This window comes from Blautia marasmi, from assembly GCF_900258535.1.
Taxonomy (GTDB): domain Bacteria; phylum Bacillota; class Clostridia; order Lachnospirales; family Lachnospiraceae; genus Blautia; species Blautia hominis.
The window spans coordinates 4425971-4447624 of record NZ_OIWX01000001.1 but is presented as its reverse complement, the minus strand read 5'-3'; the positions used below and the strand labels follow the sequence as shown (position 1 = coordinate 4447624).

Here is a 21654-nt window from a genome sequence, read left to right as displayed (position 1 = left end):
CTACAACACTCCACACATCGGAACAATCTCCATATACAAATCATCCTCATCTATGTAAGTTCGGCTGATGCCATTCTCGCTATGAGCACTCTGTCCTTCAGCCCCTTGAAGATTATAGGCATACACCACGGCTCGGAACACTACATTCCTATATCGTTTAATGGCGGCTGCCTCCTGCTCTTCTGTATATCCAAAAGGATATCTCCGATTCACCACATTCTGGCAGGCCAAATCAACGAAGAGCCAAATAAGCTCATCGTCTTTTTCTCCTAAATATGTTTTGAGGTTTTCAAGGATTTTGTTCTTGTCCACTCCTCATCACCTGCCTTATTTTTCTCCTGCTGGCTTACGGCCGCGCTTTTGAGGTGTTGTCTCGGTAATATCTTCAGCTTCCACCTCTTCTGATTGCTCTGCTGCAGCATCCAGATCAGGAACTTCTGCCCCTGCCGGATAATACTTCCCGTTCACTTTTACCGTGTGATCATACTTCATGCCGCACCTCCTAATACGCCTTGATAACGTAGGTGTCATCCATACGCTCGTAAGTAGGAAGAACGATTTCCGAACAAATACACTGAGTTACGATAGGATGAGGCGTTGTAAAGGTGTACAATGCTACACCAGTGTTCACGATAGAAAGATTGCCGGTACTCATATCACCGCTTCTTTCCTCTGGTGTCTTACCATATTTCGTAACTCCAAGTGCAGTCTTTCCGGGAAGCAATGTGACAACACCGTCCGGGATGAATGTCTTTTCTGCACCTGCATCGTCAATAAACAGCTTATCATAGACGATCGGCTCCATTTCCAGCTCTTCTGTGATAAAAGCCTGAACAATCTTTTCTGTAATATACACGGTAGCAGCCGGATTCTTTGCCAGAATGTATCCTGCCAGTTTTTTATTTTTGCAGATCTTCATCCATGTATTGTCGTTGAGAGAAAATGCCTTAATAACCTTTCCTCTCTTCTTCATTGCCTTTTTGGCAGTTCTCAAGTCCTCTACAGGGTCTGAATTTTCCAGATCATCCCACTTATCTGTCCCGGTAAGCTCCATGAAATTTTTGGACTTATAGGACCCGTCCACGTCATACTTGTAGTCATATGCTACTCCATTAGCGGAAATGGAAATCTTCGGCGCACCGTCAACTGGGGCAAGGAGCTGCCAGATCATACGCTCCGGAACAACGTCTGCACCCTGAATAAGGTCGATAGGGCCAAGCGCGATCTGCTTTAATATCTGCTGCGCTACAGCCGGGTCAGAGGCATTCATGAGATTTTCATATTCCTGCGCGTCTTTTTCCTTCACCAGATAAGATTCTCGGAAAAACGGCATATCGGTTTCCATCTCTTTAAATCCAATCCTGTCACGTACAGTTGCCTGTGCATCATAATTGGATGGTGTCAGTGATACAGGCAGCCCTTTGGAACCCTTGAACCACTTCAGATCCATGGTTGGTGTTTTCTCAGCCGGGAAAAAACCGCTGCCAAGATATGGCGCGATACCCTGTGTTTCTTTGTATGAATCCCACATAACCTTTATGGCCCTTGCGGTAAATGCTTCTTTTAATGGTAATGCTGGCATAATCTATACCTCCCTCTCTTTAATCAAAAAATGTCACGCGTGGAAGAACAGCTTTCGCCTCCGCTGAAACTGTAATGCCGTTCTTTGTAAGTTTCTTAGTGTCTACGGACCCCTCAAAAATGCGGGTCCCTGGAGCCGGACCGTATGTAACATCCGTGTCATGTAACAAAATACCCTTGCACGTTCCGTCATTTGCCGGATGCGGCGTTCCCGCCTTTACGATTTTAAGTCCGTTTGCATCTGCAGTCACCCCGCTGTCTGATACCATACAAGGCTCTCCTTTAAAGTCATTAAACTTCAGAATTTCAATCGGCTGTCCAAATTCTCTGCTTTTTACCATTTAAAATACCTCCTAATAATTTTCAAATACTGACTTTGAAATTTCGCTGTTACTGCTGAATGTCTTTGCGATGTCTTCAGCAAATTTAACATCTTCTGTTTTTTCATCTCCGCCGGCTCCACCTGTATGATCACCTTCATCTCCTGCACCCCCAGCATCCAGCAATTCCTGTTTCGCCTTCTGCAAAGCGGCTTCATTTTTTGCCTTAAATGTTCCGGCAAGTGATGTAGCCAGAGCTTTCGTCTGTTCGGTATCGTCTGAGATGATTCCATCAATAAATGCCTCGTAATCTTCACCGGTAAGCCCGGCATCCAGAAGGATTTTCTCTGCGTCAAGCCTGTTTGCCTTTTTAGCGAACTCCGATGCTTTTTCATTTGCAAGGCGCTCCGCTTCAGCTAACTTCTCCTCCGCCGTCATATTTTTTTGTTTTTCCTCCTCCAGTAAGCGCTGTGCTTCATCATACTGGTCTGCTTTTTCTTTCAGCTTTTCAGCTTTATCTTTTTCTTTTTGAGTCTCACCATTGACCTGGTTCAGATAATTGGTGATCTGCTCTTCTGTGGGTTCCTCAATGCCGAAACTAATCAAATTCTTTTTTGCCTGTTCTCTACTCATATATCCTCCTATAATCACACTTTGTTATCGCAGGTCGTATCTGCCTGATCTTCCTATTTATCGCATAGGTGCAAGATAAAAACTCTTTGCAGCGCACATTAATCAACTGCACCTCCACCTTCCGGCGGCGGTTTATTCGCTGCCATTTCACTATCTATCTGCTCTTTGGTCTTGTATTTTGCATCCAGATATGGCTTGCTCTCCATATAAGCCTCCTCAGGATCACTCCAGAGGTTACAGGTTTTAAATGCCCTGTCGGGCTCCACCCCACTTGTCAGCAGAAGGTTTAACACTTGGGACTTCAACTGCATATTGTCTGTTTTACTACGGGTGACCTTGATCTCTATATCGCTCAATTTCAAGCGGATATCTGTCTTTCCATCAAGAATCTTTAAAACTACACGCAAAGAGTTTCTTTCTGATTTCTGGAAAATAGGTTCATCCAGTTCCGCCCTGCCCTCTGCAAAATCCCAACCATTACGGAGATATACCGCCTGCCCGGTATCGCCGCCAGTATTTCCCTCGCGGCTCGGCATACCAAGCACATCCCGGATGGCTGCGATCAGGTCATCCTTGCTCACTTGTGTTTGTGACTGGTCTAACTGGCTGGAAACCATACTGACATCTGCCGGCATACTCGGATTCACTGTTTTTACATTCAAAGCGCCTAAATTGACCATTTCTATAAATGTCTCTTTGTCGATTTCGCAGTTTACAAATTTCATAAACGCCTGTATGAACTGTTCTATGCCGTTCAGCCTGTCTGACTGGGTCTTATTGATCGCATCCAGGATAGTAACGACAACTTCCAGCCTTCCAATCCTGCGCTCATTCAGCGGATATTCAATCACATTTATCCCCAGATAGTTCGGATTCTCACTGATTATCTTCCCATTCTGGATAATGAACTTCTTATTGCGTGTTTTAATAATATATTTATCCGCATCGAACTCATCTTTGACCTGCTGCACCGAATACAGGGGACGCTTCCCAGCTCCAGACGAATAGACAACAAATGTAAATCGTGGGTCAAGTATCTCCAGGCCAAATGGAGCCTCATCCATATCTATATTTGCCAGCGAATCATTGTATACAAGACGATATCCCGTTCCGCAGATGTTTCGCCATCTCCCAAGTTCTATGTCGTGCGCCCCTTTATCCTCGGAAAACATGAAATCGTTTAGGCGATTGATAAGAGATGACACATTTTCATCCGTTCCGCGCCTCACATACTGTACTGGCTCCCCGAAATCCTGAGCCGTGAAAAATTCCACAATCTCAAATGCCCTATTTTCTACGATCTTATTATTGATCTCCGGCCGCACTTTCTTTTCCCGGTATATGATAGGCTGGTCTCCACGATAGTACCTGTCCAGATATTCAATTTCCCTACGGTTACTCCAGTGGAGTGCTAATGCCTTTCCAAGTTCCTGCAGAACATTATTTTTCGTTATCTCCACGGCATTACTGTAAATCACACACCTGCCAAGCTGACCGTGGCATACTGAAGTAAACGATTTTCTATTTTGACCGTATAGCAATCTCTGCCACCGCCTTTCTTTGCATAATAAAAACACCGGCAATGAGTTCTCAAAGTCGGTGTTCTCTAATTTTTCTATACTATCATAATATCACGAAAGCATGTCCTTTTTTTCCGTATTTTCAAAATTCCTTATTTATATCCAGTAAATAAAAGAAATATCTGCGCATTTCATAAAATGCAGACTTACCAATGGGCATCTCTTCAAAAGAGATCAAATAATGAACCGGAACCTCATAACATACAGATTTGATTATGTATTGGTAAAGATCCGGGCTTGCCTGTGTAGCGCTTCGTTCTATTAATTCGCATTTTTTCTGCAGTTCTGCTCTCCGGATTGCAAGGTCTCCCGTCTGATCACTTGTGCCATGTGGAGGTAATGGCATATCTGTAACCACTTTACTCTTAACGGTATCCGTCTTGTGCTTTAGTTCATCAACCCATTCTGGATACTGCTCACAGAATCCACATAATTCTTTGTACCGTTTCCCGCTTATACCGTATTTTTTAAGATTTAGTTCCCTCTTGTTCATACTCCCTCCTAACACGGTCTCTGCATCGCTTCGCATTTCGCATAGACACCGCCATCTATCAACTGCAGAAGCTGTACCAATCCATCTGGCGCATCGTCATGCTCATTCTTACCAATCTGCACAAACGTCATCAATTCATCCATTGCGTTCTGATATTCTTCACTCCTGTATTTTTCAGCCAGAAAAACAAACCTGCGCTTTATATCAGGTGCATACTGGATGATCTTTGCCATTTTACTCGTCTGATTTGATGCTTTTGAGTATGTGATACTGATCTTATACCTTTCATCTCTCAGCCTGCGGTCTATATCATCCGCATACTCATCTCCTCCATTATTTGCCTCAAAATGCTCTTTAGATGGCATATGTTGCAATGTTTTTGCAATTACAATAGGTTTCGTAACTTCTTTATCACCTTTGTTAAAGATCCAGTCAGTTATGTAGATATCTCCATCCATTCCGGAAAACACGTTTCCAAATGGCATTGAAAGGCTATCTCCGCCGCCCCATGCAACATCACAGGCCGCTACCGTGAAATAATCCCCATCTGGCAGTACACCATTATATGTACGCAGCTCTGCCTCAGGGAATAGCAGACCTTCACGCACAAACGGCTTTTGCTGATATTTTGCTTCCCATTCGTTCCGATCAAGTCGTTCTTTCAGATCCTGATAATATTTTGTAGAAAAGCCTTTACCGTGATCGTAATCAAAGTCACTTTTACCCTTCTCATCCAGCGCCGGGATTTTCCGGAAGCGATATCTTGGATTATTTTTGTTTTTTTCCTCAACTTTCCCAAGAGGGTCCAAGACATTCCACCGGGTACCCACCATGAGCTCTCTTGCTCCATCATTTTTACGGTCAACCAGCACATTTAAATAATCCTGATAGCGATTTTCTAATCGAGTAGGACTTAATGATTCCGTCCTGTCGCGAACCAGGTCATCCACGTACAAATATCCATCTGGTGAAATATCGACGGCACCGGTCCATGTCCCATCTATACCCCTGCAGGTCAGTGTGGCAAAACTCTCGACTTCATCATAGGATAGCTCATTTTTATCTGCCGATTTCCTACAAAGCTGAACTTTAGGGAATATCTCCCGGAAAGTGTATTCTTCGTTTTCAGTCAGTTTCTGTACATCATTGTAAAATCTATCTGCCAATATGCCAGAGTGCCCGGACATGGCATTGTGACTTGCCGGACGTTTACCAATCACCCAGGCAAGAAAGAAGATGCACAACGTACTCTTGCCCACGCGCGGGGGGAGCGACAATCCATAAAAATCCAGTAAACCATCTTCCAAGTCCTGCAAATCATTAACCACGATTTTCAATGTCTTTGCCCTGGGTTGATAGAATCTCTTCTCCGGCCGGCGGTTCTTTTCCATGTACAGCAGAAAGCTTTCAAACCGGTACGGTGCCTCTAACAACATGGCCTGCCAGTACAGATCATTAAATTCCTGCGTCAGTGGCAATGTTGGAACAATCGCCTTAATCTCCGCTGTCATGGTGAGAGCATATGCAAGGTCATTGTCTCCATCAGGCTCTGTTATGGATTTTACCAGGTCAAGATAATCATGGAGCGTTTTGTATGTATTTAATCCGGTACTGCGTATTGCCTTGGCAATCGCTTTGTTTTGTTCTGAAATCAATAAAGACACCTCCGCGTAAAAGCAGAAGTGCCCTTGCACATCTGCCTATATTTTTTCTAGGACAGCGGCTGAAATCGTTTATCAGCCGGTATATAATTATTATCGTTTTCTCTCACCCATAAACTCACCGTGGGCTGCCCGACGATCACTGCCAGGTAGACAGCAGGGCGTTGGCCGGCCTTGATCTGCTTTAATATCTCCACACAATCTTTATCGGATAATTCCCAACAGGAAATAATCTCATCAGCGCCAAACCGCTTGTTGTGCTGCCTGCAGGCAGGGAGATTATCACAGCCACCTGCTACAAATACTGCATTTCTTTCTGGAAAATCAACTGGATTCATTGTATGCCTCCCTATTCTTCATGTTCTCAACAATTCTCGAACATTTATAATCATTTCTGCATTTAATCACTGTTATGTAGAAACATGTATTTTTGCCAAGAGACGTGACTTCCACTTTTTCTACATCTAGTTCAAAATCACCACAATGCGAACAATACTCCTGTAATTCCAACGAAAATCCTTCCACCATATCCGCAACTCATAATTTTCTGCAATAAAAAACCAACCACCGAATATTGATGGTTGGCACATACTATGAAAAAAAAGAAATTATGGAGGCAATACTCCCAATGAGACCTATTATTCCAGACACCCAACTAATCCATTGTTTTCTTTTTAATTTATCTTTTAGCTCTTGTATCTCTACATCCTTTACACTTATAACTCCCTTATGAAATGCTTCAAGGAAAATCAACTTCTGTTTTATTTTATTGAGCATCTCAGTAGATATCTTGCTGTTTAATTCGTCAACTATCTCGTTTGCTTTTTCATCACTAAAATGTTCCTCATATTGAAATTGCTTAATAATCTCATCCAGCCTATCCGCCCATTCATCCTTTGATTTGTATTCTAAGCTATCTAATCGGACTCCTCGTCTTATATCTAATGATAATTCTTGACAAATATGAACTATCTTCTTTCCAGCAAAGCCAAATCTATGGTTTCTATATACCGCATAATAATTCCTTATACTCTCTACACACTTTTGCAAATCAATCTCTTTTACAGAAATACACTCTTTTACAGCATGAAAGAAGCTTCTCTCATACATTTTCCCTAAAATAATTCCAACTAAAATGATGACTATGCCGGTTCCCCAAACAAATAAAAGCGCGCTTCCAAATATGATGTTGGCAATATTTCCAACATTATTCATGATATATCTCCAATCATTTATGATAATGAAATTATATCACACCAACCACCAATATTCAATTATCAAAGTTCAAATGGACAGCCGGGACTTGAACCCGGAGCATGGACAAATGATATCCATGGTTCCCCGGCATACACCACAGCATTGACCGGTTACTGCACGTATGCACTTTCTGTCCAAAACTGGCGCAACAGGATTTGAACCTGCGACACTCCGGTTAACAGCCGAACGCTCTACCAACTGAGCTATACGCCAAAATCAAATTTGTAAGTAAAAATCAGTGGATGAAGGTGGACTTGAACCACCAGAACCCGAAGGCACCTGATTTACAGTCAGGCCCGCTACCAATTACGGTATATTCATCCAGATGACGGAAAGAGGATTTGAACCTCTAAATACTGAGTACCGCCTTGCGCATTGCTAAATACTCCATGGTTTACATGTGCGTCTTCCAATTTCGCCATTCCGTCTTGATGGGGCACAGGCCCCATAGCAGCAATATTTATCGTGGCGTGCATTCCACTATGGAGTTTTTGCTGCCACTAGGGCGGCCATGGATTTTACGGCTCTACTCCCAACCAATGCCGTGCATATGGCTATCCTGGGCCATTCCTTGGCATATGCAAGACCAGGCTCAGTTTAATCGCTCTTGCAAGCGTGGAGTTTTCTGGTCCTACGGATCAAGGGGACTCCCAACCAAAACGGCTGCAATATAAACTGCTCGTCAGCCTGCATCAGCTATTTGTAATAGATGACCGTTGCCATAAAGACATAGCCTACATCGTCTTACGCCACATGGGCTTTCCAGGACTTGAACCTGGGACCGACCGGTTATGAGCCGGTTGCTCTGACCAACTGAGCTAAAAGCCCAAAAGCAGGTGGGACAGTGCAAGTTCACCTGCTCCGCAGACCGTTCTGCCAACCATAAGCCGGTTATTCCATTCGTTTTATACCGCTTATAGCCCTATCGCGCAGAACGCCTGCTACCGTTAGCTGGTTTGCTGTAATGGTTTTGAGGGGAAATACGGCACAACAGCCATTACTCTGAGTGCCGAACCCATCCGGCGCTGTTGACACGCCTTTATTCAGCCACTTCAGGCTAGATGGGGAAGGAGGTTTTCTAAAAATCAGAAACCGAGCTGGGCTAGCTGGATTTGAACCAGCGCATACAGCAGTCAAAGTGCTGTGCCTTACCGTTTGGCGATGGCCCATCACGCTGGCGGTCATATCAGCAGCTTACCGCCATTGTTTCGCCGCATACGCCCGCAACAGTTACTTTTGCATTATAGGGGTTTTATACTCTAAATCCAAAAAGAAAATGAACTAACTATATGCAGCATTACCATAAAACTAAACCCAATAATACTTGAATGATCTGCCTTATTCTCCCATTTGTAATCCCTGGCACTAATCAAGAATATAAACGCCATGAAAATATTCAGGATTGTTAAAATTGCTTTAAGTATTGTCATATTGTTTTTCACGTCCTTTGAATATATTTTCCAGAATTCAATTGCAACCTATGCATTCAAATTCTGTTTTAAGCTGATCCTGTTTTGCAATTCTCAAATCTTGTAAAGCTCTTACATCATCATTTGTCAATTCTATTTCTCTTGTAACAGCATAGAAAGAGTTTATCATAATCAAACGCTTTACTTTATACAATAGTTTTGTTACCCAGTTTCTATTTGTCGGCGGCATAAAGTCATACAAAAGATATATTTCAGAATCCAGCCTTTCAATTTCTCTCTTGAGTTCTTGCGCTCTTTGAAAATCCTTATCTTTCATGCTTTATCTCCCTTCATGCAAAGGCTCTTTTTGTTTTAAATTTAGTCTAACGGCTCATTTAGGCCCGGGGCGCCTCATCCTGTCAGACCCCCACCCCCCTGCTTTTTCATCCTCAGATCTACGTCCAAACAATTGTGTGAAATTTAGAAACCATTGACACATTTGCTTTTTGATAGCCTTGAACTATTCGTTAAATAGCAATTTTGCGAACAGTTATTTATCGAATTCCTTTGTTTTAAAGGCTTTTCAGCAGATCACAAATTGTATTGAATTGTGTCTGTCATTTTACCACATGCAGATTATAAATTGCATATACAACTGCCTTAAGAATCTGCCTTTATTTTGGTGTCCTTTTGCTCTATCTGCAGTGCATAATCCGCTGCTATCTGCTCCGGTGTCCGGTGCTGTATTGCCCCGTCTACGCCTCTGGGCTGTCCCATGTTCCAGTTATGTCTGCGGTTAAGTGCTGGCAAAATCTTCATGGGATTTCGCCCACCAGATATGAGCATATTGCTAAGAGATTCTTCGTTATTGGCAACTAACTTTTTGTATATGACGGTACTTAAAGAGCCAAGTCTACACTCTCCTGTACCCCATGTATTAACAGTATCCGTATCTATTCCAGTCAATTTACTGAATCCCATAATAGATACTTCCTTGTCATATTCATAGCATAAATCTATATATATATCACATATATCATTAATCAATTCACTGTTATATGTATCTCTACTATGGGGGTATAAAAGATTATTTCTATTGCCTTTAAATACATGTTTATAGATATATAATAAACATGCATTCCATTTACTCTGTGGCTCTTTAGACATATTCTGTATACCACGCTCTTGTATATACTGATCCAGATATAGAGCTATGTCATTTTCATATACTTCTACACCAGTATCTGTCTTAACTGTATTGTCTATAGTCATCTCTCTATACCTCCTCTCTGCTTTGTATATGGCTGTATTTACCTGTCTTTTACCTGTTTCAATGATTTACTCGTTTGCACCTTTGGAAGCTGTTAAAACCTTCGCTACGGCCGCCTTGACACCTTGTAATCATCCCTTCTGCAGCCCATCACAGTCTTCGTCTGCTTGTTGCTGGCAGTTAATACACTCTCCCCAGTTATCGCACATATCGCTGATAAATCCACCGTCAACCGGCTCACACTCTCCATCCACCAGAAACACACATTTAAACTCTCCGCAAAGCATATAAACTACCTCCAGATAAACAAAAAGCCGCTAAAGACTGGGGTTTAATCCAATCTCTAGCGGCTCACGACTACCGACCTTTACAGGCTTCCCGGACTATTTCAATTGCTGGAAAGATTGCCGGGGTGATTATACAATTTCTCTTGGTCATTACTCTACCATGCACATACAATGGCTGTCAATAGCAAATTTTCACGAATACTTGCCAACTTGTGAGCGGCTTTCTTTTGGGGTATGTAATACCCTTTTTCTTATCTTTACTTTTCTTTTCTTCTCTTTACTATTCTTATCTGTGATTACAAGATGGTAGCAGAATGTAACCGTTTTGTATACATAGTGTACTCATAGCAAAACACGAAATGTATACATAGATGCATACAACGCGTTATCTTAAACGTACTCATTCCTGAAATACAAAATATTCACATATTGCCAACATACAGAAATCGAAAAGGATGTGCGGTCTATTATCATCTTTGCGGAACGATCAGTATAATTTATAAATGTGAATCCATAAATTTAGCTATCACTTTTATCAAAAAAACCCCAAGCATAATTAACCCAATAACAGGATTAAATTCTGGACAAATAAATATAAACAGCAATAGCAATAGCCATAAAATGGCTTCTATTAAAGCCTTCTTTGTATATTTATCCATAAGAAATCTCCTCACTTATGAAAAACTACCAGTGAATACTGATGATTGATTCTTACATCACTTAAAATATTTTCTAGATTCACATTTTGCACAAAAATAACTATCTGCATTCCTATGCATTTCAGTACCACAACATTTCATAAGACAACCCCCTCATTATTTATACATTATATCTTACATTTTAGCGGAATGCAATGTAAAAGCGCCCTGCCAGTAATCTGGTTCTTACTGAACTATGGGTAAAGAATCATTTTGGCATTGAATATCAAAGGAGCTTTAAGTCTGTATTTATCACAGATTTAAAGCTCCTATTGTTATTTCAGAAAGTTCACATTACCCAAAGGTCAGAAAGAACCAGTAATCTGACCAGACGCTTTTATTATATATTATTCAAGCTTAAAACCACCAATACCACTCAATCTGAACTGTTTGCATTAATAATAACTGATGAAATTTCATCCAAGTAGCCGGGCCGCAAGAACCATCTACCGATAACCCCCATTTTCCCTGAAAACTTTTCAACGCAGCTAACGTAGCAGGGCCAAAATTGCTGTCCAATTCACCTGAATAATGTCCTAAATGTTTCAAGCAGGCTTGTAACAAATATACATATTGATTATTACTTCCATATTGTAGCACTGCCCATGATGGAACATCTACGATAGTGTTAATAACATGTATTTTAGCAAGTACACCGCCAGGAAGAACCCATTCATCGGATTTTACCAAGTCAGAATTTGAATCATAATTTGAACTTGCTAAAACACTGAACGATGATGTAAAAATCATTATCACCGTTAATAAGAAGACGCAAATCTTTTTGCAAAAACTTTTCATGTTACTACCTCCTCTATATTTTGATATCTTAATTATATTATCAATTATAGTAATATTCAAGATAACTATATCGACACTTTATAGCATAATACGACATTATCTGTCTGACTATTTCTCCATAAACTCCTGATAGCACTCCGTACAGCCCAGAGTATCCACCAGGCTACAATCTATATACCCGTCCTGATACACTGCCACATTGCACTTTAGGCACTCTTTAATCTGGCAACCTTTATATTTTGTAAAACCCGGGCAGTAATGGGCCGGATAGAACGTCCCGCCTCTGCACCAGTGTGCCTGCTCCCCGGGCTTATCCCAATAACTCCAGGCAGTCCGCGACGGCTGATTAGGATAGGCTTTATCGTAGGGGTCTATTTCCGCCCGCCAATCATCATAGCATCCACCATATGGGCAACGGCTTGACCACCAGTATAGGCAGTTATCGCAGACGCATTGGCCGCATAGCTTAAAGGTAACATTGTTCCGGTCAATGATGTAGTCTGTCAGGGTGATCTGGCCTTCAAATTTCCCACTCATCCGAATGCCACCTGCCCATTTTTTTGTGTATATACTACTGGCGCCGGCCGCCGCTCTCCTGCTCTTAAGTAACCGCAGTTTGCGCTTACCAAAGCCTTCGCCATGATTGGCACAACACTATTTCCGATGCGTTTAACCTGCTCTGACTTCGGATATGGTTTCCAGGCGTAATCCCGGTCAATAATGTAATCTGCCGGGAATCCCTGGGCCAATTTCAACTCCTCCGGTGTCAGCATCCGAAGAAAAATGTCCAGTATGGCATACTCATTACCCAGTATGGTGATTATGGCAAATCTGTCTTTTGTGACTACCGTGTGCAGTGGCTCTGTCACCTGCTGCCCGGTACCCGCTCCGTAATACTCCATGATAAACTCTGATACCCATGTGGCTTTCTGGGCCGTCTTTTCGTCCACTCCTGCTTCCTGCAACTGTTTCCAGTCCATTGCATAGATTGATACCTGTCCGAAGTGTCCCGGGCTTGTGGTGATGGTATGGATTGGCTCTGCAAGGCTCTGTCCGGTTCCTGTTTTATAAAACTTTTCCAAAAACGCCATAACGAGGCCGTATCGGTTGCTGGTATCTATGGTCTGTACGGGTTCTGACACTTGCTGCCCTCTTACGCCGTTTTCGGTGGTTTCAGAATGATACTGAATCATATATGGCGCTATCAGGCAGTGCTCATTTTTTGTAATCACTGTTGACAGGGATTCTTCCATGCCCCTATTTCTATCTGCGGTAAATCCAGTCTGCCCAATTTGCATAATGTACGGTGATATCGTACCAAACCCATGCTTCTGCGCAATGGTCGGCATTGGTTCATGGACGCTCTGGCCCCGGAAGTTATCTCCACCGTGGTTTACCTGGATGATAAACGGGTCCGGGTTGTTAAATACAAACTTTTCCAGTCCTCTTGCAGTCCTGCGCATGGTATTCTCTGCCAGAGGTCTCTTGCGTCCGAAGATAGGTTTCCCAAGGTCAGAGAAATTCAGAATGCTTGCCACCGGCACCCACTTTTTCTTGCCGCCATCTCCTGTCTTACTATGTGTAGGCTCTGGCCAGATTATCTGTTTACCCTCCCGCCGAAAAATTGCATACCAGCGCTTTCTGGTTGTCGGTGCCCCATAGTCCGCAGCCACCAGTTCCCGGCTGTCGAAACCGTACCCAAGGCCCTGCATCTTGCTTACAAATCTCTGGTACTCCTCACCTTTCCGCTCTGGAATAGGATGACCCTTATCATCCAAAGGCCCCCACTGCTGTATTTCCTCCACGTTTTCCATAATTATTACATCTGGAAGGATTTTTTTTGCATGTTTATACACTGCCCACGGCAAGATCCTGAGGCCATGCTTTCTTGGTTGTCCGCCCTTGGCCTTGCTATGGCTGGTACAGTCTGGGCTTGCCCACATGAGCGCTACATGCTGGCCTTTTACATACTTTTCCAAATCCACCTTAAAAATATCTTCTGTCAGGTGCAGCGTGTCTGGGTGATTGGTTTTGTGCATCCTTATGGCCTGCTCATCATGATTAATTGCTATATCTACCTGACGGCCTAATGCCATTTCTATTCCTACACTCGCTCCGCCACCACCGGCGAAACAATCAATAATTAAATCTCTCATATTATTTAGAAGCCCGCTATAGCATTTCTCCGGCCGGAGGCTGGCTCCTTTCTGCTATTTTATTGCTTTATTTGATTTCTTTTACAATATTCATTCCACGTCTCATGGCGATAACATCCACCATATATGTACCGCTGCGCAAACTCAAGTTGTACTTTATTGGGTATTACTCCCAGACGCTCGTTACGCTCAGCTTGGGCATATAGGTTGATTGCCTTATAGCCTTTAAGGGACTCAACTCTATCTGCTGCATCTTCAATATCCTCTGTGACCAGTAGGTATATAAAAATCCGGTACGGCCTCACTCCATATCTGCCCAACAGGCCAATTGTCCGCCTAATCGGCTCTATCTGTGATTTTGTATCGCATGAAAACCTTATAAATCTGATCCATGACAACCGTGATAATATCTGCGCCACCCCGTCCGTCACAAGCCTTACGTCCATACCCTGGTTAAGATCAATCCGATATCCACTCTCTATCAGCCCCTCCAGCTGCGCTATACCATGATCACAAGCCAGTATATTGTTATCCATCAGCACTAGCTTATCTGTATCATACCTCACAACATCTTGCCAAGACTGGTACGGCTTAATCTGACCCTCTTTATGCGGCACTACGCACCAGCGGCAGTGATTTGGGCACCCACGGGTGAGATACCCAATTGCATAATCGCACTCAGGATATATGCTGTAATCCGGATACATTTCATCAATCTCCGGCGGCAGCTCCTGGTCTATTGGCAAATCCCGATATCCGGTTCCACCACGGATTGCACCGTCTGGCAGTTCTGTGTTATCTGGTGTAAAGTCAAAAACTTTACTGCTATACACTCGGTCATAATGTAACACTGGGATCCACCAGCCTATATTATCTCCTTGTTTTTTATGCCATTCTGATAATTTCATTAGTGCTAAATTGGGAAATTTTTTCCCATGTTTAAAATGTTCTTTCTCTGCATCATGAAGACCTATATTCATTTTAAAATTGAAAAGGGCGCCCTTTTTGTGCCGGCCGGCAAAAGCTCCTTTCTTATCTATCCAAATTTATTAATCAATTGCACAAGCCCATAAAAGCTGCATGGATTGTATCCTGTTATACTCTCAATCTTTTCCAGATGGTATACAACCGTATTACGGTGGTAATTTAATTCAAGTGCTGTCTGAGTGACATTCATGTCATTGGCAGCCATCTTTTTTATGATCTCTATATCCATTTCTGTAATCTGAGCTTTATACTTTGCCATAGTCTATCATCTCCTTGTCACGGTGCCTTAACCAACCGTACATTCCAGCATTTCTCACAGTCATTCTGGCATTGTCTTCCTTCAAACTGCTGGGTGCCTGCTTCATGGACAAGCCATGGTATATCATAAGGACATAACTGCTCCACAATCCGTACTCTCTCTGATTCGATATATCTATCCAGTACTGTCATCTCCCGGCTGACGATCTGCATTCCCGGTACTCGCAGCGCTCTGGGAGTACCTGCTTCATCATCTGTCTCTAGCATCCCATCGGCCAGCATTCTGTCTATATGACTCTGTACAGAGGATGTAGATTTAAGTCCTACACCATCCCCTATCTCCCTGCGGCAGGGTGGATAACTGTGTTGCCGGATATACTGCTTTATGTATTCCAGAATGTCCCTGCGGGTCCTCTCACCTCGTTTAATGTTATCCTCGGCTTTCATGTTTTTCCTCCTCAATCCGGCGAATCTGCCGAGTTAATTTATAATCTATCTGCTCCAGTAATTTATCCAGCTTTCCCTGCTGAATTGCCACATTAATACAGACAATCATCACATCAGCCATTTCACTGTATGTATTTGGAGTAAGATATACAAGATCTGGCAGCCCAAAAGGATTCGTTGATGATTCCAATTCATTTTCAAGCTCTCCGATTTCTTCCCACAGCTTTCCCAATTCATCCCTCTTGTTGTAGTATCCCGCAATTATGTGATATCGCTCATCAACTTCCATTTGCATTCCCTTCCTCCGTCTTTCCGTTTATCGCCAATCTTATCTCTTCCGAAGTTTCTCTGATCATATCCAGAGCTTCTGAAAGCTCATATAATCCACTTTTCAGCCTCCGGTCTACAATTTTACGTCTGAGGAGAAAAATCACTTCTTCAAAGCTCCCACAATATCCTATTGTATCGTAAGCGTTGGTCCCATCCTGGTTCTTCCTGCCCTTATCCACGGCAAGTGTAAATCCCATGTTATTTGGGATCGCATAATAATTCTTTATCAAATGTATCATTCTTAATTTTCCCCTTTCTCTTCCTGCACCACAGCGGGCTGTTTGAAACTTTCTGTTCCACTAGGCGCATTTCCTGGATACATAATCTGCGGTATCCCTCACCCTTATCTTTACGGACCAGAATACAATTTTCACATTCGTCACAATGTGGCAGGCTATCCCTGACCCGTTTACGGTAATCTCGTTGTTTTTGTCTGTATGCTTCAGGATTTGCATTCCACCGCCTGCGTTTCAATATCGCTGCTATATCCTGCTCTTCCATAATGCAGTCACTCTGTGTACAATTCAGGCAGTTTGGATAATCACAATCTTTCATTATACTGATTTGGAGTAAAGAGCTCTTTATAGCCGGCCGGCAAACCTCTCACTCCTTTCGCTCCCTGAAAATCCTATCTATTTCTCCCTCTGTTATCAAAATAAGCTTTTCAGAAAATTCAGTTTTTCCATTCTTTTCATGAAGCGCATTTGCTTCTTCAAACAAACTTTGCCAGAACGCATCTTTATCACTTGGCTCTGAATATTTCCGGAATAGTCTCCAGCAGTCCGTATATATCTCAAAGTATTTATTCAGATCCTCTTTTGTCATACCCCACCGCCTTTATACTTCGTTCACACCGGAAGCAATGATCATCCCCGAATCTTCCGTCATAATGCCTGCATGTATCGCAGTCCCTTCTGGTACCAGATATATATAATTTTCGGAAGAACATATGTAGTTCATATCTCATAATGTCTCTCTTTCCACACTAATCAAATGGTATTTCCATATTATCAGCGCCCGTAAATCCATCAGATTTATCCCATCCAAACTGCTTGTTCACATCATCGCCATCCCCATAGATCCGTTTTGACTTTTCATCATAGCTGAGAATCAGGCCTTTTAGGTCAATCTTCCCGAATAACCTATTTTTCGCAACAATCAGCTTTCGCTGGCTCTCCTCCAACACCCCTTTATCAATCTCGTCTTTACTTCCGCGGTCATAACTCAACGTAATCCCGGCAAGGTTTGTGATATCTCCCGAACCGCTGATCTCGTCATTGGCATCTGATGTAAAAGCATTTTTTCTGCGGTGCGCGACAAGAAGAATCAGGACGTCATACCGTATAGCTATCTTTGTCAGTTCCCGGACAAAACGCCCCTGCTGGTCATACTTATCGCTGCCTTGCAGCTCATCAATGTACATGGCAGTCATAAGGTTGTCTATCAACACCACCTTGATCCCATACTGCATGATAGCCTGTTCTACGCTTTTCAACAGGTCCTCTTTCTCATCACCGTCAATGATACGATTGTCGTAGATATATGCCTTATCCGCATACCATGTATTGATCAACTCCTGATTTTTGTTTGTGATAAACCGGTTGACCGTACCATACTCTGTCTGGTTTTCAACGATATGGTTTCGGCCAGCCACCTGGAAGTCAAACCAACTCTTGTAGAGATAATTAGGCAGCTCCCCTGAATAGGCAAATGTGTACAAATCCTGTTCCACTGCGTTTGCCATGATCTGGCTTGCCAATGTGGATTTTCCATCTCCACGCTTACCTGCGATAATGCACACCATGCCAAATGGCAGCCCGCCATACAGTGTGCGGTCTAATTGACTGATACCGGTCTTTAACTTTGGCAGCTCATAGATATTTACGCTTTCCACTTCAGCAAGCGGTAAAACTCTGTTTACAGGAGCCGGAACTGCATTTTCTACAGCTTGCCTAACAGCATCCTTGCCATGCTTCTGCAATAATTCATTGGCATCTTTGCACTCTCGATAATCTTGTTCCCGGACATGTTTTATTTTGTTTGGAAACCGCTTCTGGAAGTCTTCCAGTAAAGTCATTCTCCCTTTTTCAAAATCCCCGAAGACTACGATCTCCTCGAATTTTGATACCCAGTTGAAGCAGTAAGGAATCCATGTCATACCCTGCGATCCATTTGGAACGGATACCGCATTTTCTATGCTTGCCGTGGCAGCACTCAGACTGTCTAATTGCCCTTCCGTAACCACGAGCCGGTCAAACTTATCATTGCACTGCTTCATGCCAAACAAGATTGGCCTGCTGTCTTCTTCAATCCACTCCTTCGGTGACTTACGCTCTTTCCCGTCTTTATCAGTAAATTTCTTACCAGGGAAATGTTCCGTATCCCGGTATTTGATTGTCTGCAATATACCCTTTTCATCAAAGAACGGAAATACTAAAGTATTCTCATGTCTGGCATGTACGGTTATTTCATACCGTTTTGCAACCTCTGCAGATATCCCGCGGCTCTCCAGATATGCTACCGCCTTATCCCTCGGGACTATCGGCTCTTTTGGTGTTGGCAGCCGCTTATATTTCTTCTTTGGCCGGTAATACTCGTCAACCGTATATCCAAGGCTGAAATCAAAATCCCTGGATAATTGGATCATGTTACCGGATACCCCGCAGCTCGCCCGCAGGCACTTGAACTGCCCTGTTTCCAGGTCGATAGCAAATGTGTCTTTATCCTTCGCTGAACGGCAGTAAGGACAAGTCTGAAAATGCAGGTTATGCCCTCTCTGCTTGGCCCGTATACCTACATGTCTGGCAAAAGCATAAGCATCCGCCTCTTTGAACTCATAAAGCATTTACAGCACCCCGCATTCCTGCAAATATCTGATCTGCTCATCCGTAGCATTTCCAAGATCAAGTGACTGTCCGTCAATCACTCCGCAGCTTTCTAGGAGAGAACGCATATCTGGTTCCAGACAGGAAAATCTGTCTTCTGGCTCACTCTCTTTAGCCTGCTCGGCCGGCTGCTCCCCAACCACGTAATTTTCATCCAGATAATCCACATATCCACTGTTAAAAAACGTGCTGCCATGCATCATGAATTTCTCTTTCCCAGAAGATCTGAGCTCTGTAACATAGCGGTCTACACAGCGTTTTATCTGCTCATACCCAATCCTCTGCAGCACCTGTTTTTTTGTCTTAGATACCTGGCCCTTGCCTTTTTTGAGTGGATAAAGCTTCCAGATAGATTCATAAAACTGCTCCAAAGAGAGCTTTTCAGGGTCGTGCATTTCGCCAGAATGCACAAGAGTGTTTTTACTATTTTTTAAACCTGAACCTAAATCTAAACCTGTGTTATCATTAATGGCAACATTGCAGTTAGCGCCATTGCTATCTGCGTTGTTTATAATAGTGTTGTCATTTTTGTTAACACATTCGTTAACATTTTTGTCATCATTCTGTTTACGTTCTGTATACGAGCGATTACCCTTAATTGTTAACTTTTTATATTCATCCTGATAGACAGTCGGCGTATACCTATCCTTCAGAATCGTATTGTGCATTCTCCAGTGCTTAACGACCACCACATCATCTACCTGCATTAAAAATCTTTTTTTAAGAAGCAACTCCAAGTCTTTAGTGGAACCGCCGACATAATTTGTAATACGCTTGGCGTTTCCCAGAAACCCATCATCATCAGCTCTCATGCACAAATGAACATACAGGGCTTGCGCTGATTTTGGAAGATTTAGAAAAGCATCTGAATCCATTATATTTATACTAAACATTCTTTTACTTGCCATAATCTCCCTCCAGTAGTTCTACTATTCTCCGCCCTGCTTCTTCTGGAGTACAAAATTTAAACTCCACTCCATACTTCTTTTCCATCGTGATCATTGCTTTGGCAAGTGTACTCCCTGCCGTTGGCTTTGCCTTTGGCAATGGAATGCTTAGCCACTTCTCAAAGTTGTGCATATAGGCAATCTTATTGTACCTATATAGCCTTGGATTGTTCCAATGAAACAAATCATCAATAGATTTCACACCATCTTCATTCTCGATCAGCACAATCAGTTTAATGCCATTATTCTGTGCTAAAATGCATTCATCCTTAAAGCGTCCATGCTGCTTACCACAAATATTTCCAATAATCTCCTGTATATCCTTCTTAGTATCCACAGTGCAATTATATGTACCAAGGAAATCCATTTTCTTTACGTCGGTACCCCGCTTTTGCTTTCTGGAAATCACATCAAGAACTTTTTCATTTGCAAGAATATAGTCTCCTACGGGCAAGGGATAGCGTTCCCAATACACACCATGGTTTTCCCAGTGCAGATATTTTGTAATGTGCTTTTCGGCTTGCTGTGCTTTATCCTCTATGACTGTTATCGCCAATATCATCACCTGCCCTTCTGTTATAATGCCTTTCCCCGTCCAGATATTCCTCTACTTCCCTCTGCGCTGCTGCCAGGCCGCTCAACCTGTCCAAAAACTGCTTGTTCTGTTTATCGGAATAGAACTTTGCCAGCTTCTCCGTCCGCTCCGCCCTATCCTTATATTTCCGGCGCTCAATACGTTCATTATGGATTTTTGTAGAGAGCTTGCTGCGCTCTTTACAGTTGTTCATAAACTCAAAATCATGCATATAGTCTACAGGCTTTTTCTTGTCATACTGCCACACCTTAGTTACGCAATCCTGATACTCCTTCTGGCTCGACTTCATCAGATCAAGGAAGTCCTGGATTATATCGGACGGATTTCTTTCAGTCTTTTTACCTGCCATATTCCACCATCCTTAACTAAACGGAAGTTCAGGATCATCTTCTAAATAGAAGTTTTCGACCAGTGAAGCAAAATCACATCCATATTCATTGATAAATTCAGCGATTTCTAATGCCGGAGGTGGACTTGCGTATTTTCTTTCCGCAACGACTGTTTTGCATACACATGTATCTTTGATTCCTCTAAGTACAAAATACCTCTTTAATTCCATCTCTTTTTCAGTTTTGACTATCACTTTCATACATACTCTCCTTAATTGAACGGAAGCTCCTCGTCTATTCCATCGGGGAGATTCATAAACTCGTCGCCTGTTGCTTGCTGGTTCTGCTGCGTCTGGTTATTTGTCTGCTGCGTATTTTTACTCTCGGCAAACTCATGCTCTTCAACAACAACATCCGTGGTATAGACTTTTACGCCGTCTTTGTTGGTATAATTTCCGGTCTGAATTCGCCCCGTAACGGCAACTTTTGTTCCCTTACGCAGGTATTTTTCTGCAAACTCGCCGTTTTTGCCGAAAGCAATACAGTTGATAAAATCCGCTGTCTGCTCTCCATCTTTCTTAAATCTTCTATCAACTGCCAATGTATATCTGGCGATTGCCAATGAGTTTCCCCCTTGGCTATATCTAATTTCTGGATCACGCGTTAATCGTCCTATTCCAATCCATTTATTCATTTTCTCTCCCATCCCCGGCCACCCTGAAAAGGGCAGCCG

General features: G+C 42.8%; 30 protein-coding genes and 5 tRNA genes. All 35 read right to left on the bottom strand.

The window, feature by feature from the left end:
• Positions 1 to 312 carry a head-tail connector protein gene (locus C6P39_RS19370; protein ID WP_104804889.1) on the bottom strand — a complete coding sequence of 104 codons (312 nt, stop codon included), beginning with the start codon at positions 310 to 312 and terminating at the stop codon, positions 1 to 3.
• A gap of 15 nt (positions 313 to 327) precedes the next feature.
• On the bottom strand, positions 328 to 492 hold the full coding sequence (locus C6P39_RS27555) for a hypothetical protein (protein WP_158661637.1): 165 nt from the start codon (positions 490 to 492) through the stop codon (positions 328 to 330).
• 10 nt (positions 493 to 502) lie between these two features.
• Positions 503 to 1582, bottom strand: coding sequence for a major capsid protein (locus C6P39_RS19365; RefSeq protein WP_104804888.1), 1080 nt, complete (start codon positions 1580 to 1582; stop codon positions 503 to 505).
• Between the two features lie 19 nt (positions 1583 to 1601).
• On the bottom strand, positions 1602 to 1922 hold the full coding sequence (locus tag C6P39_RS19360; RefSeq protein ID WP_104804887.1) for a hypothetical protein: 321 nt from the start codon (positions 1920 to 1922) through the stop codon (positions 1602 to 1604).
• Positions 1923 to 1934: 12 nt separating this feature from the next.
• The gene (locus tag C6P39_RS19355; protein WP_104804886.1) at positions 1935 to 2534 is read right to left on the bottom strand and encodes a hypothetical protein; all 600 of its coding nucleotides are present in this window, start codon (positions 2532 to 2534) and stop codon (positions 1935 to 1937) included.
• Between the two features lie 98 nt (positions 2535 to 2632).
• The gene (locus tag C6P39_RS19350; RefSeq protein ID WP_158661636.1) at positions 2633 to 4012 is read right to left on the bottom strand and encodes a phage portal protein; all 1380 of its coding nucleotides are present in this window, start codon (positions 4010 to 4012) and stop codon (positions 2633 to 2635) included.
• 184 nt (positions 4013 to 4196) lie between these two features.
• Entirely contained in the window at positions 4197 to 4607 is a 411-nt protein-coding gene (locus tag C6P39_RS19345; RefSeq protein ID WP_104804884.1) for a hypothetical protein, read from the bottom strand.
• A gap of 8 nt (positions 4608 to 4615) precedes the next feature.
• Positions 4616 to 6262 (bottom strand): hypothetical protein, encoded by a 1647-nt coding sequence (locus C6P39_RS19340; RefSeq protein ID WP_104804883.1) that lies wholly within the window; start codon positions 6260 to 6262, stop codon positions 4616 to 4618.
• A 56-nt stretch (positions 6263 to 6318) separates the two neighbouring features.
• A complete protein-coding gene (locus tag C6P39_RS19335; RefSeq protein WP_104804882.1) occupies positions 6319 to 6606 on the bottom strand; it encodes a hypothetical protein in 288 nt (95 codons plus the stop codon).
• A gap of 253 nt (positions 6607 to 6859) precedes the next feature.
• The gene (locus C6P39_RS19330; protein WP_104804881.1) at positions 6860 to 7483 is read right to left on the bottom strand and encodes a hypothetical protein; all 624 of its coding nucleotides are present in this window, start codon (positions 7481 to 7483) and stop codon (positions 6860 to 6862) included.
• Between the two features lie 182 nt (positions 7484 to 7665).
• Positions 7666 to 7738, bottom strand: a tRNA-Asn gene (locus C6P39_RS19325).
• A 26-nt stretch (positions 7739 to 7764) separates the two neighbouring features.
• Positions 7765 to 7848: transfer RNA gene (locus C6P39_RS19320), tRNA-Tyr, on the bottom strand.
• A gap of 3 nt (positions 7849 to 7851) precedes the next feature.
• Positions 7852 to 7953 (bottom strand) — tRNA-OTHER (locus tag C6P39_RS27550).
• A 326-nt stretch (positions 7954 to 8279) separates the two neighbouring features.
• A tRNA-Ile gene (locus tag C6P39_RS19315) sits at positions 8280 to 8353 on the bottom strand.
• 269 nt (positions 8354 to 8622) lie between these two features.
• Positions 8623 to 8694, bottom strand: a tRNA-Gln gene (locus C6P39_RS19310).
• Between the two features lie 298 nt (positions 8695 to 8992).
• On the bottom strand, positions 8993 to 9271 hold the full coding sequence (locus C6P39_RS19305; RefSeq protein WP_104804880.1) for a hypothetical protein: 279 nt from the start codon (positions 9269 to 9271) through the stop codon (positions 8993 to 8995).
• A gap of 323 nt (positions 9272 to 9594) precedes the next feature.
• Entirely contained in the window at positions 9595 to 10206 is a 612-nt protein-coding gene (locus tag C6P39_RS19300; protein ID WP_104804879.1) for a hypothetical protein, read from the bottom strand.
• Positions 10207 to 10335: 129 nt separating this feature from the next.
• A complete protein-coding gene (locus C6P39_RS27545; protein WP_158661635.1) occupies positions 10336 to 10491 on the bottom strand; it encodes a hypothetical protein in 156 nt (51 codons plus the stop codon).
• Between the two features lie 497 nt (positions 10492 to 10988).
• Positions 10989 to 11150, bottom strand: a complete 162-nt coding sequence (locus C6P39_RS27540; RefSeq protein WP_158661634.1) for a hypothetical protein — start codon at positions 11148 to 11150, stop codon at positions 10989 to 10991.
• Between the two features lie 396 nt (positions 11151 to 11546).
• Complete coding sequence (locus C6P39_RS19295) at positions 11547 to 11987, bottom strand: peptidoglycan-binding domain-containing protein (RefSeq protein ID WP_104804878.1); 441 nt, start codon at positions 11985 to 11987, stop codon at positions 11547 to 11549.
• A 108-nt stretch (positions 11988 to 12095) separates the two neighbouring features.
• Positions 12096 to 12524: a hypothetical protein gene (locus C6P39_RS19290; protein ID WP_104804877.1), complete on the bottom strand. Its 429-nt coding sequence runs from the start codon at positions 12522 to 12524 to the stop codon at positions 12096 to 12098.
• Positions 12521 to 14143, bottom strand: coding sequence for a DNA cytosine methyltransferase (locus tag C6P39_RS19285; protein WP_104804876.1), 1623 nt, complete (start codon positions 14141 to 14143; stop codon positions 12521 to 12523). Before C6P39_RS19285 ends, C6P39_RS19290 begins: the two co-directional genes overlap by 4 nt.
• Positions 14144 to 14202: 59 nt before the next feature.
• Complete coding sequence (locus C6P39_RS19280; RefSeq protein ID WP_158661633.1) at positions 14203 to 14994, bottom strand: radical SAM protein; 792 nt, start codon at positions 14992 to 14994, stop codon at positions 14203 to 14205.
• A 185-nt stretch (positions 14995 to 15179) separates the two neighbouring features.
• Complete coding sequence (locus C6P39_RS19275) at positions 15180 to 15389, bottom strand: helix-turn-helix domain-containing protein (RefSeq protein WP_104804874.1); 210 nt, start codon at positions 15387 to 15389, stop codon at positions 15180 to 15182.
• 17 nt (positions 15390 to 15406) lie between these two features.
• Positions 15407 to 15835: a LexA family protein gene (locus C6P39_RS19270; RefSeq protein ID WP_104804873.1), complete on the bottom strand. Its 429-nt coding sequence runs from the start codon at positions 15833 to 15835 to the stop codon at positions 15407 to 15409.
• Entirely contained in the window at positions 15819 to 16124 is a 306-nt protein-coding gene (locus C6P39_RS19265; protein ID WP_104804872.1) for a hypothetical protein, read from the bottom strand. The genes C6P39_RS19270 and C6P39_RS19265 overlap by 17 nt, the downstream gene beginning before the upstream one ends.
• Positions 16114 to 16404, bottom strand: a complete 291-nt coding sequence (locus tag C6P39_RS19260) for a hypothetical protein (RefSeq protein WP_104804871.1) — start codon at positions 16402 to 16404, stop codon at positions 16114 to 16116. Before C6P39_RS19260 ends, C6P39_RS19265 begins: the two co-directional genes overlap by 11 nt.
• A 364-nt stretch (positions 16405 to 16768) precedes the next feature.
• On the bottom strand, positions 16769 to 16990 hold the full coding sequence (locus tag C6P39_RS19255) for a hypothetical protein (protein WP_104804870.1): 222 nt from the start codon (positions 16988 to 16990) through the stop codon (positions 16769 to 16771).
• 12 nt (positions 16991 to 17002) lie between these two features.
• Complete coding sequence (locus tag C6P39_RS28195; protein WP_278277979.1) at positions 17003 to 17125, bottom strand: hypothetical protein; 123 nt, start codon at positions 17123 to 17125, stop codon at positions 17003 to 17005.
• Between the two features lie 25 nt (positions 17126 to 17150).
• Positions 17151 to 19010: an AAA family ATPase gene (locus C6P39_RS19250; RefSeq protein ID WP_104804869.1), complete on the bottom strand. Its 1860-nt coding sequence runs from the start codon at positions 19008 to 19010 to the stop codon at positions 17151 to 17153.
• Complete coding sequence (locus tag C6P39_RS19245) at positions 19011 to 19958, bottom strand: hypothetical protein (protein WP_104804868.1); 948 nt, start codon at positions 19956 to 19958, stop codon at positions 19011 to 19013.
• On the bottom strand, positions 19948 to 20559 hold the full coding sequence (locus C6P39_RS19240; protein WP_242987083.1) for an ERCC4 domain-containing protein: 612 nt from the start codon (positions 20557 to 20559) through the stop codon (positions 19948 to 19950). Before C6P39_RS19240 ends, C6P39_RS19245 begins: the two co-directional genes overlap by 11 nt.
• Positions 20528 to 20941 (bottom strand): hypothetical protein, encoded by a 414-nt coding sequence (locus C6P39_RS19235; protein WP_104804867.1) that lies wholly within the window; start codon positions 20939 to 20941, stop codon positions 20528 to 20530. The genes C6P39_RS19240 and C6P39_RS19235 overlap by 32 nt, the downstream gene beginning before the upstream one ends.
• Before the next feature lie 12 nt (positions 20942 to 20953).
• The gene (locus C6P39_RS19230) at positions 20954 to 21181 is read right to left on the bottom strand and encodes a hypothetical protein (protein WP_104804866.1); all 228 of its coding nucleotides are present in this window, start codon (positions 21179 to 21181) and stop codon (positions 20954 to 20956) included.
• An 11-nt stretch (positions 21182 to 21192) separates the two neighbouring features.
• Positions 21193 to 21615 (bottom strand): single-stranded DNA-binding protein, encoded by a 423-nt coding sequence (locus C6P39_RS19225; protein WP_104805992.1) that lies wholly within the window; start codon positions 21613 to 21615, stop codon positions 21193 to 21195.
• Positions 21616 to 21654: the final 39 nt, after the last annotated feature.

Coding starts and splice junctions, on each gene's coding strand:
- C6P39_RS27555 (WP_158661637.1), bottom strand. CDS start 492: ATGAAGTATGATCACACGGTAAAAGTGAACGGGAAGTATTATCCGGCA.
- C6P39_RS19365 (WP_104804888.1), bottom strand. CDS start 1,582: ATGCCAGCATTACCATTAAAAGAAGCATTTACCGCAAGGGCCATAAAG.
- C6P39_RS19360 (WP_104804887.1), bottom strand. CDS start 1,922: ATGGTAAAAAGCAGAGAATTTGGACAGCCGATTGAAATTCTGAAGTTT.
- C6P39_RS19355 (WP_104804886.1), bottom strand. CDS start 2,534: ATGAGTAGAGAACAGGCAAAAAAGAATTTGATTAGTTTCGGCATTGAG.
- C6P39_RS19345 (WP_104804884.1), bottom strand. CDS start 4,607: ATGAACAAGAGGGAACTAAATCTTAAAAAATACGGTATAAGCGGGAAA.
- C6P39_RS19335 (WP_104804882.1), bottom strand. CDS start 6,606: ATGAATCCAGTTGATTTTCCAGAAAGAAATGCAGTATTTGTAGCAGGT.
- C6P39_RS19330 (WP_104804881.1), bottom strand. CDS start 7,483: ATGAATAATGTTGGAAATATTGCCAACATCATATTTGGAAGCGCGCTT.
- C6P39_RS19305 (WP_104804880.1), bottom strand. CDS start 9,271: ATGAAAGATAAGGATTTTCAAAGAGCGCAAGAACTCAAGAGAGAAATT.
- C6P39_RS19300 (WP_104804879.1), bottom strand. CDS start 10,206: ATGACTATAGACAATACAGTTAAGACAGATACTGGTGTAGAAGTATAT.
- C6P39_RS27545 (WP_158661635.1), bottom strand. CDS start 10,491: ATGCTTTGCGGAGAGTTTAAATGTGTGTTTCTGGTGGATGGAGAGTGT.
- C6P39_RS27540 (WP_158661634.1), bottom strand. CDS start 11,150: ATGGATAAATATACAAAGAAGGCTTTAATAGAAGCCATTTTATGGCTA.
- C6P39_RS19295 (WP_104804878.1), bottom strand. CDS start 11,987: ATGAAAAGTTTTTGCAAAAAGATTTGCGTCTTCTTATTAACGGTGATA.
- C6P39_RS19290 (WP_104804877.1), bottom strand. CDS start 12,524: ATGAGTGGGAAATTTGAAGGCCAGATCACCCTGACAGACTACATCATT.
- C6P39_RS19285 (WP_104804876.1), bottom strand. CDS start 14,143: ATGAGAGATTTAATTATTGATTGTTTCGCCGGTGGTGGCGGAGCGAGT.
- C6P39_RS19275 (WP_104804874.1), bottom strand. CDS start 15,389: ATGGCAAAGTATAAAGCTCAGATTACAGAAATGGATATAGAGATCATA.
- C6P39_RS19270 (WP_104804873.1), bottom strand. CDS start 15,835: ATGAAAGCCGAGGATAACATTAAACGAGGTGAGAGGACCCGCAGGGAC.
- C6P39_RS19265 (WP_104804872.1), bottom strand. CDS start 16,124: ATGGAAGTTGATGAGCGATATCACATAATTGCGGGATACTACAACAAG.
- C6P39_RS19260 (WP_104804871.1), bottom strand. CDS start 16,404: ATGATACATTTGATAAAGAATTATTATGCGATCCCAAATAACATGGGA.
- C6P39_RS19255 (WP_104804870.1), bottom strand. CDS start 16,990: ATGACAAAAGAGGATCTGAATAAATACTTTGAGATATATACGGACTGC.
- C6P39_RS28195 (WP_278277979.1), bottom strand. CDS start 17,125: ATGAACTACATATGTTCTTCCGAAAATTATATATATCTGGTACCAGAA.
- C6P39_RS19250 (WP_104804869.1), bottom strand. CDS start 19,010: ATGCTTTATGAGTTCAAAGAGGCGGATGCTTATGCTTTTGCCAGACAT.
- C6P39_RS19245 (WP_104804868.1), bottom strand. CDS start 19,958: ATGGCAAGTAAAAGAATGTTTAGTATAAATATAATGGATTCAGATGCT.
- C6P39_RS19240 (WP_242987083.1), bottom strand. CDS start 20,559: ATGATATTGGCGATAACAGTCATAGAGGATAAAGCACAGCAAGCCGAA.
- C6P39_RS19235 (WP_104804867.1), bottom strand. CDS start 20,941: ATGGCAGGTAAAAAGACTGAAAGAAATCCGTCCGATATAATCCAGGAC.
- C6P39_RS19230 (WP_104804866.1), bottom strand. CDS start 21,181: ATGAAAGTGATAGTCAAAACTGAAAAAGAGATGGAATTAAAGAGGTAT.
- C6P39_RS19225 (WP_104805992.1), bottom strand. CDS start 21,615: ATGAATAAATGGATTGGAATAGGACGATTAACGCGTGATCCAGAAATT.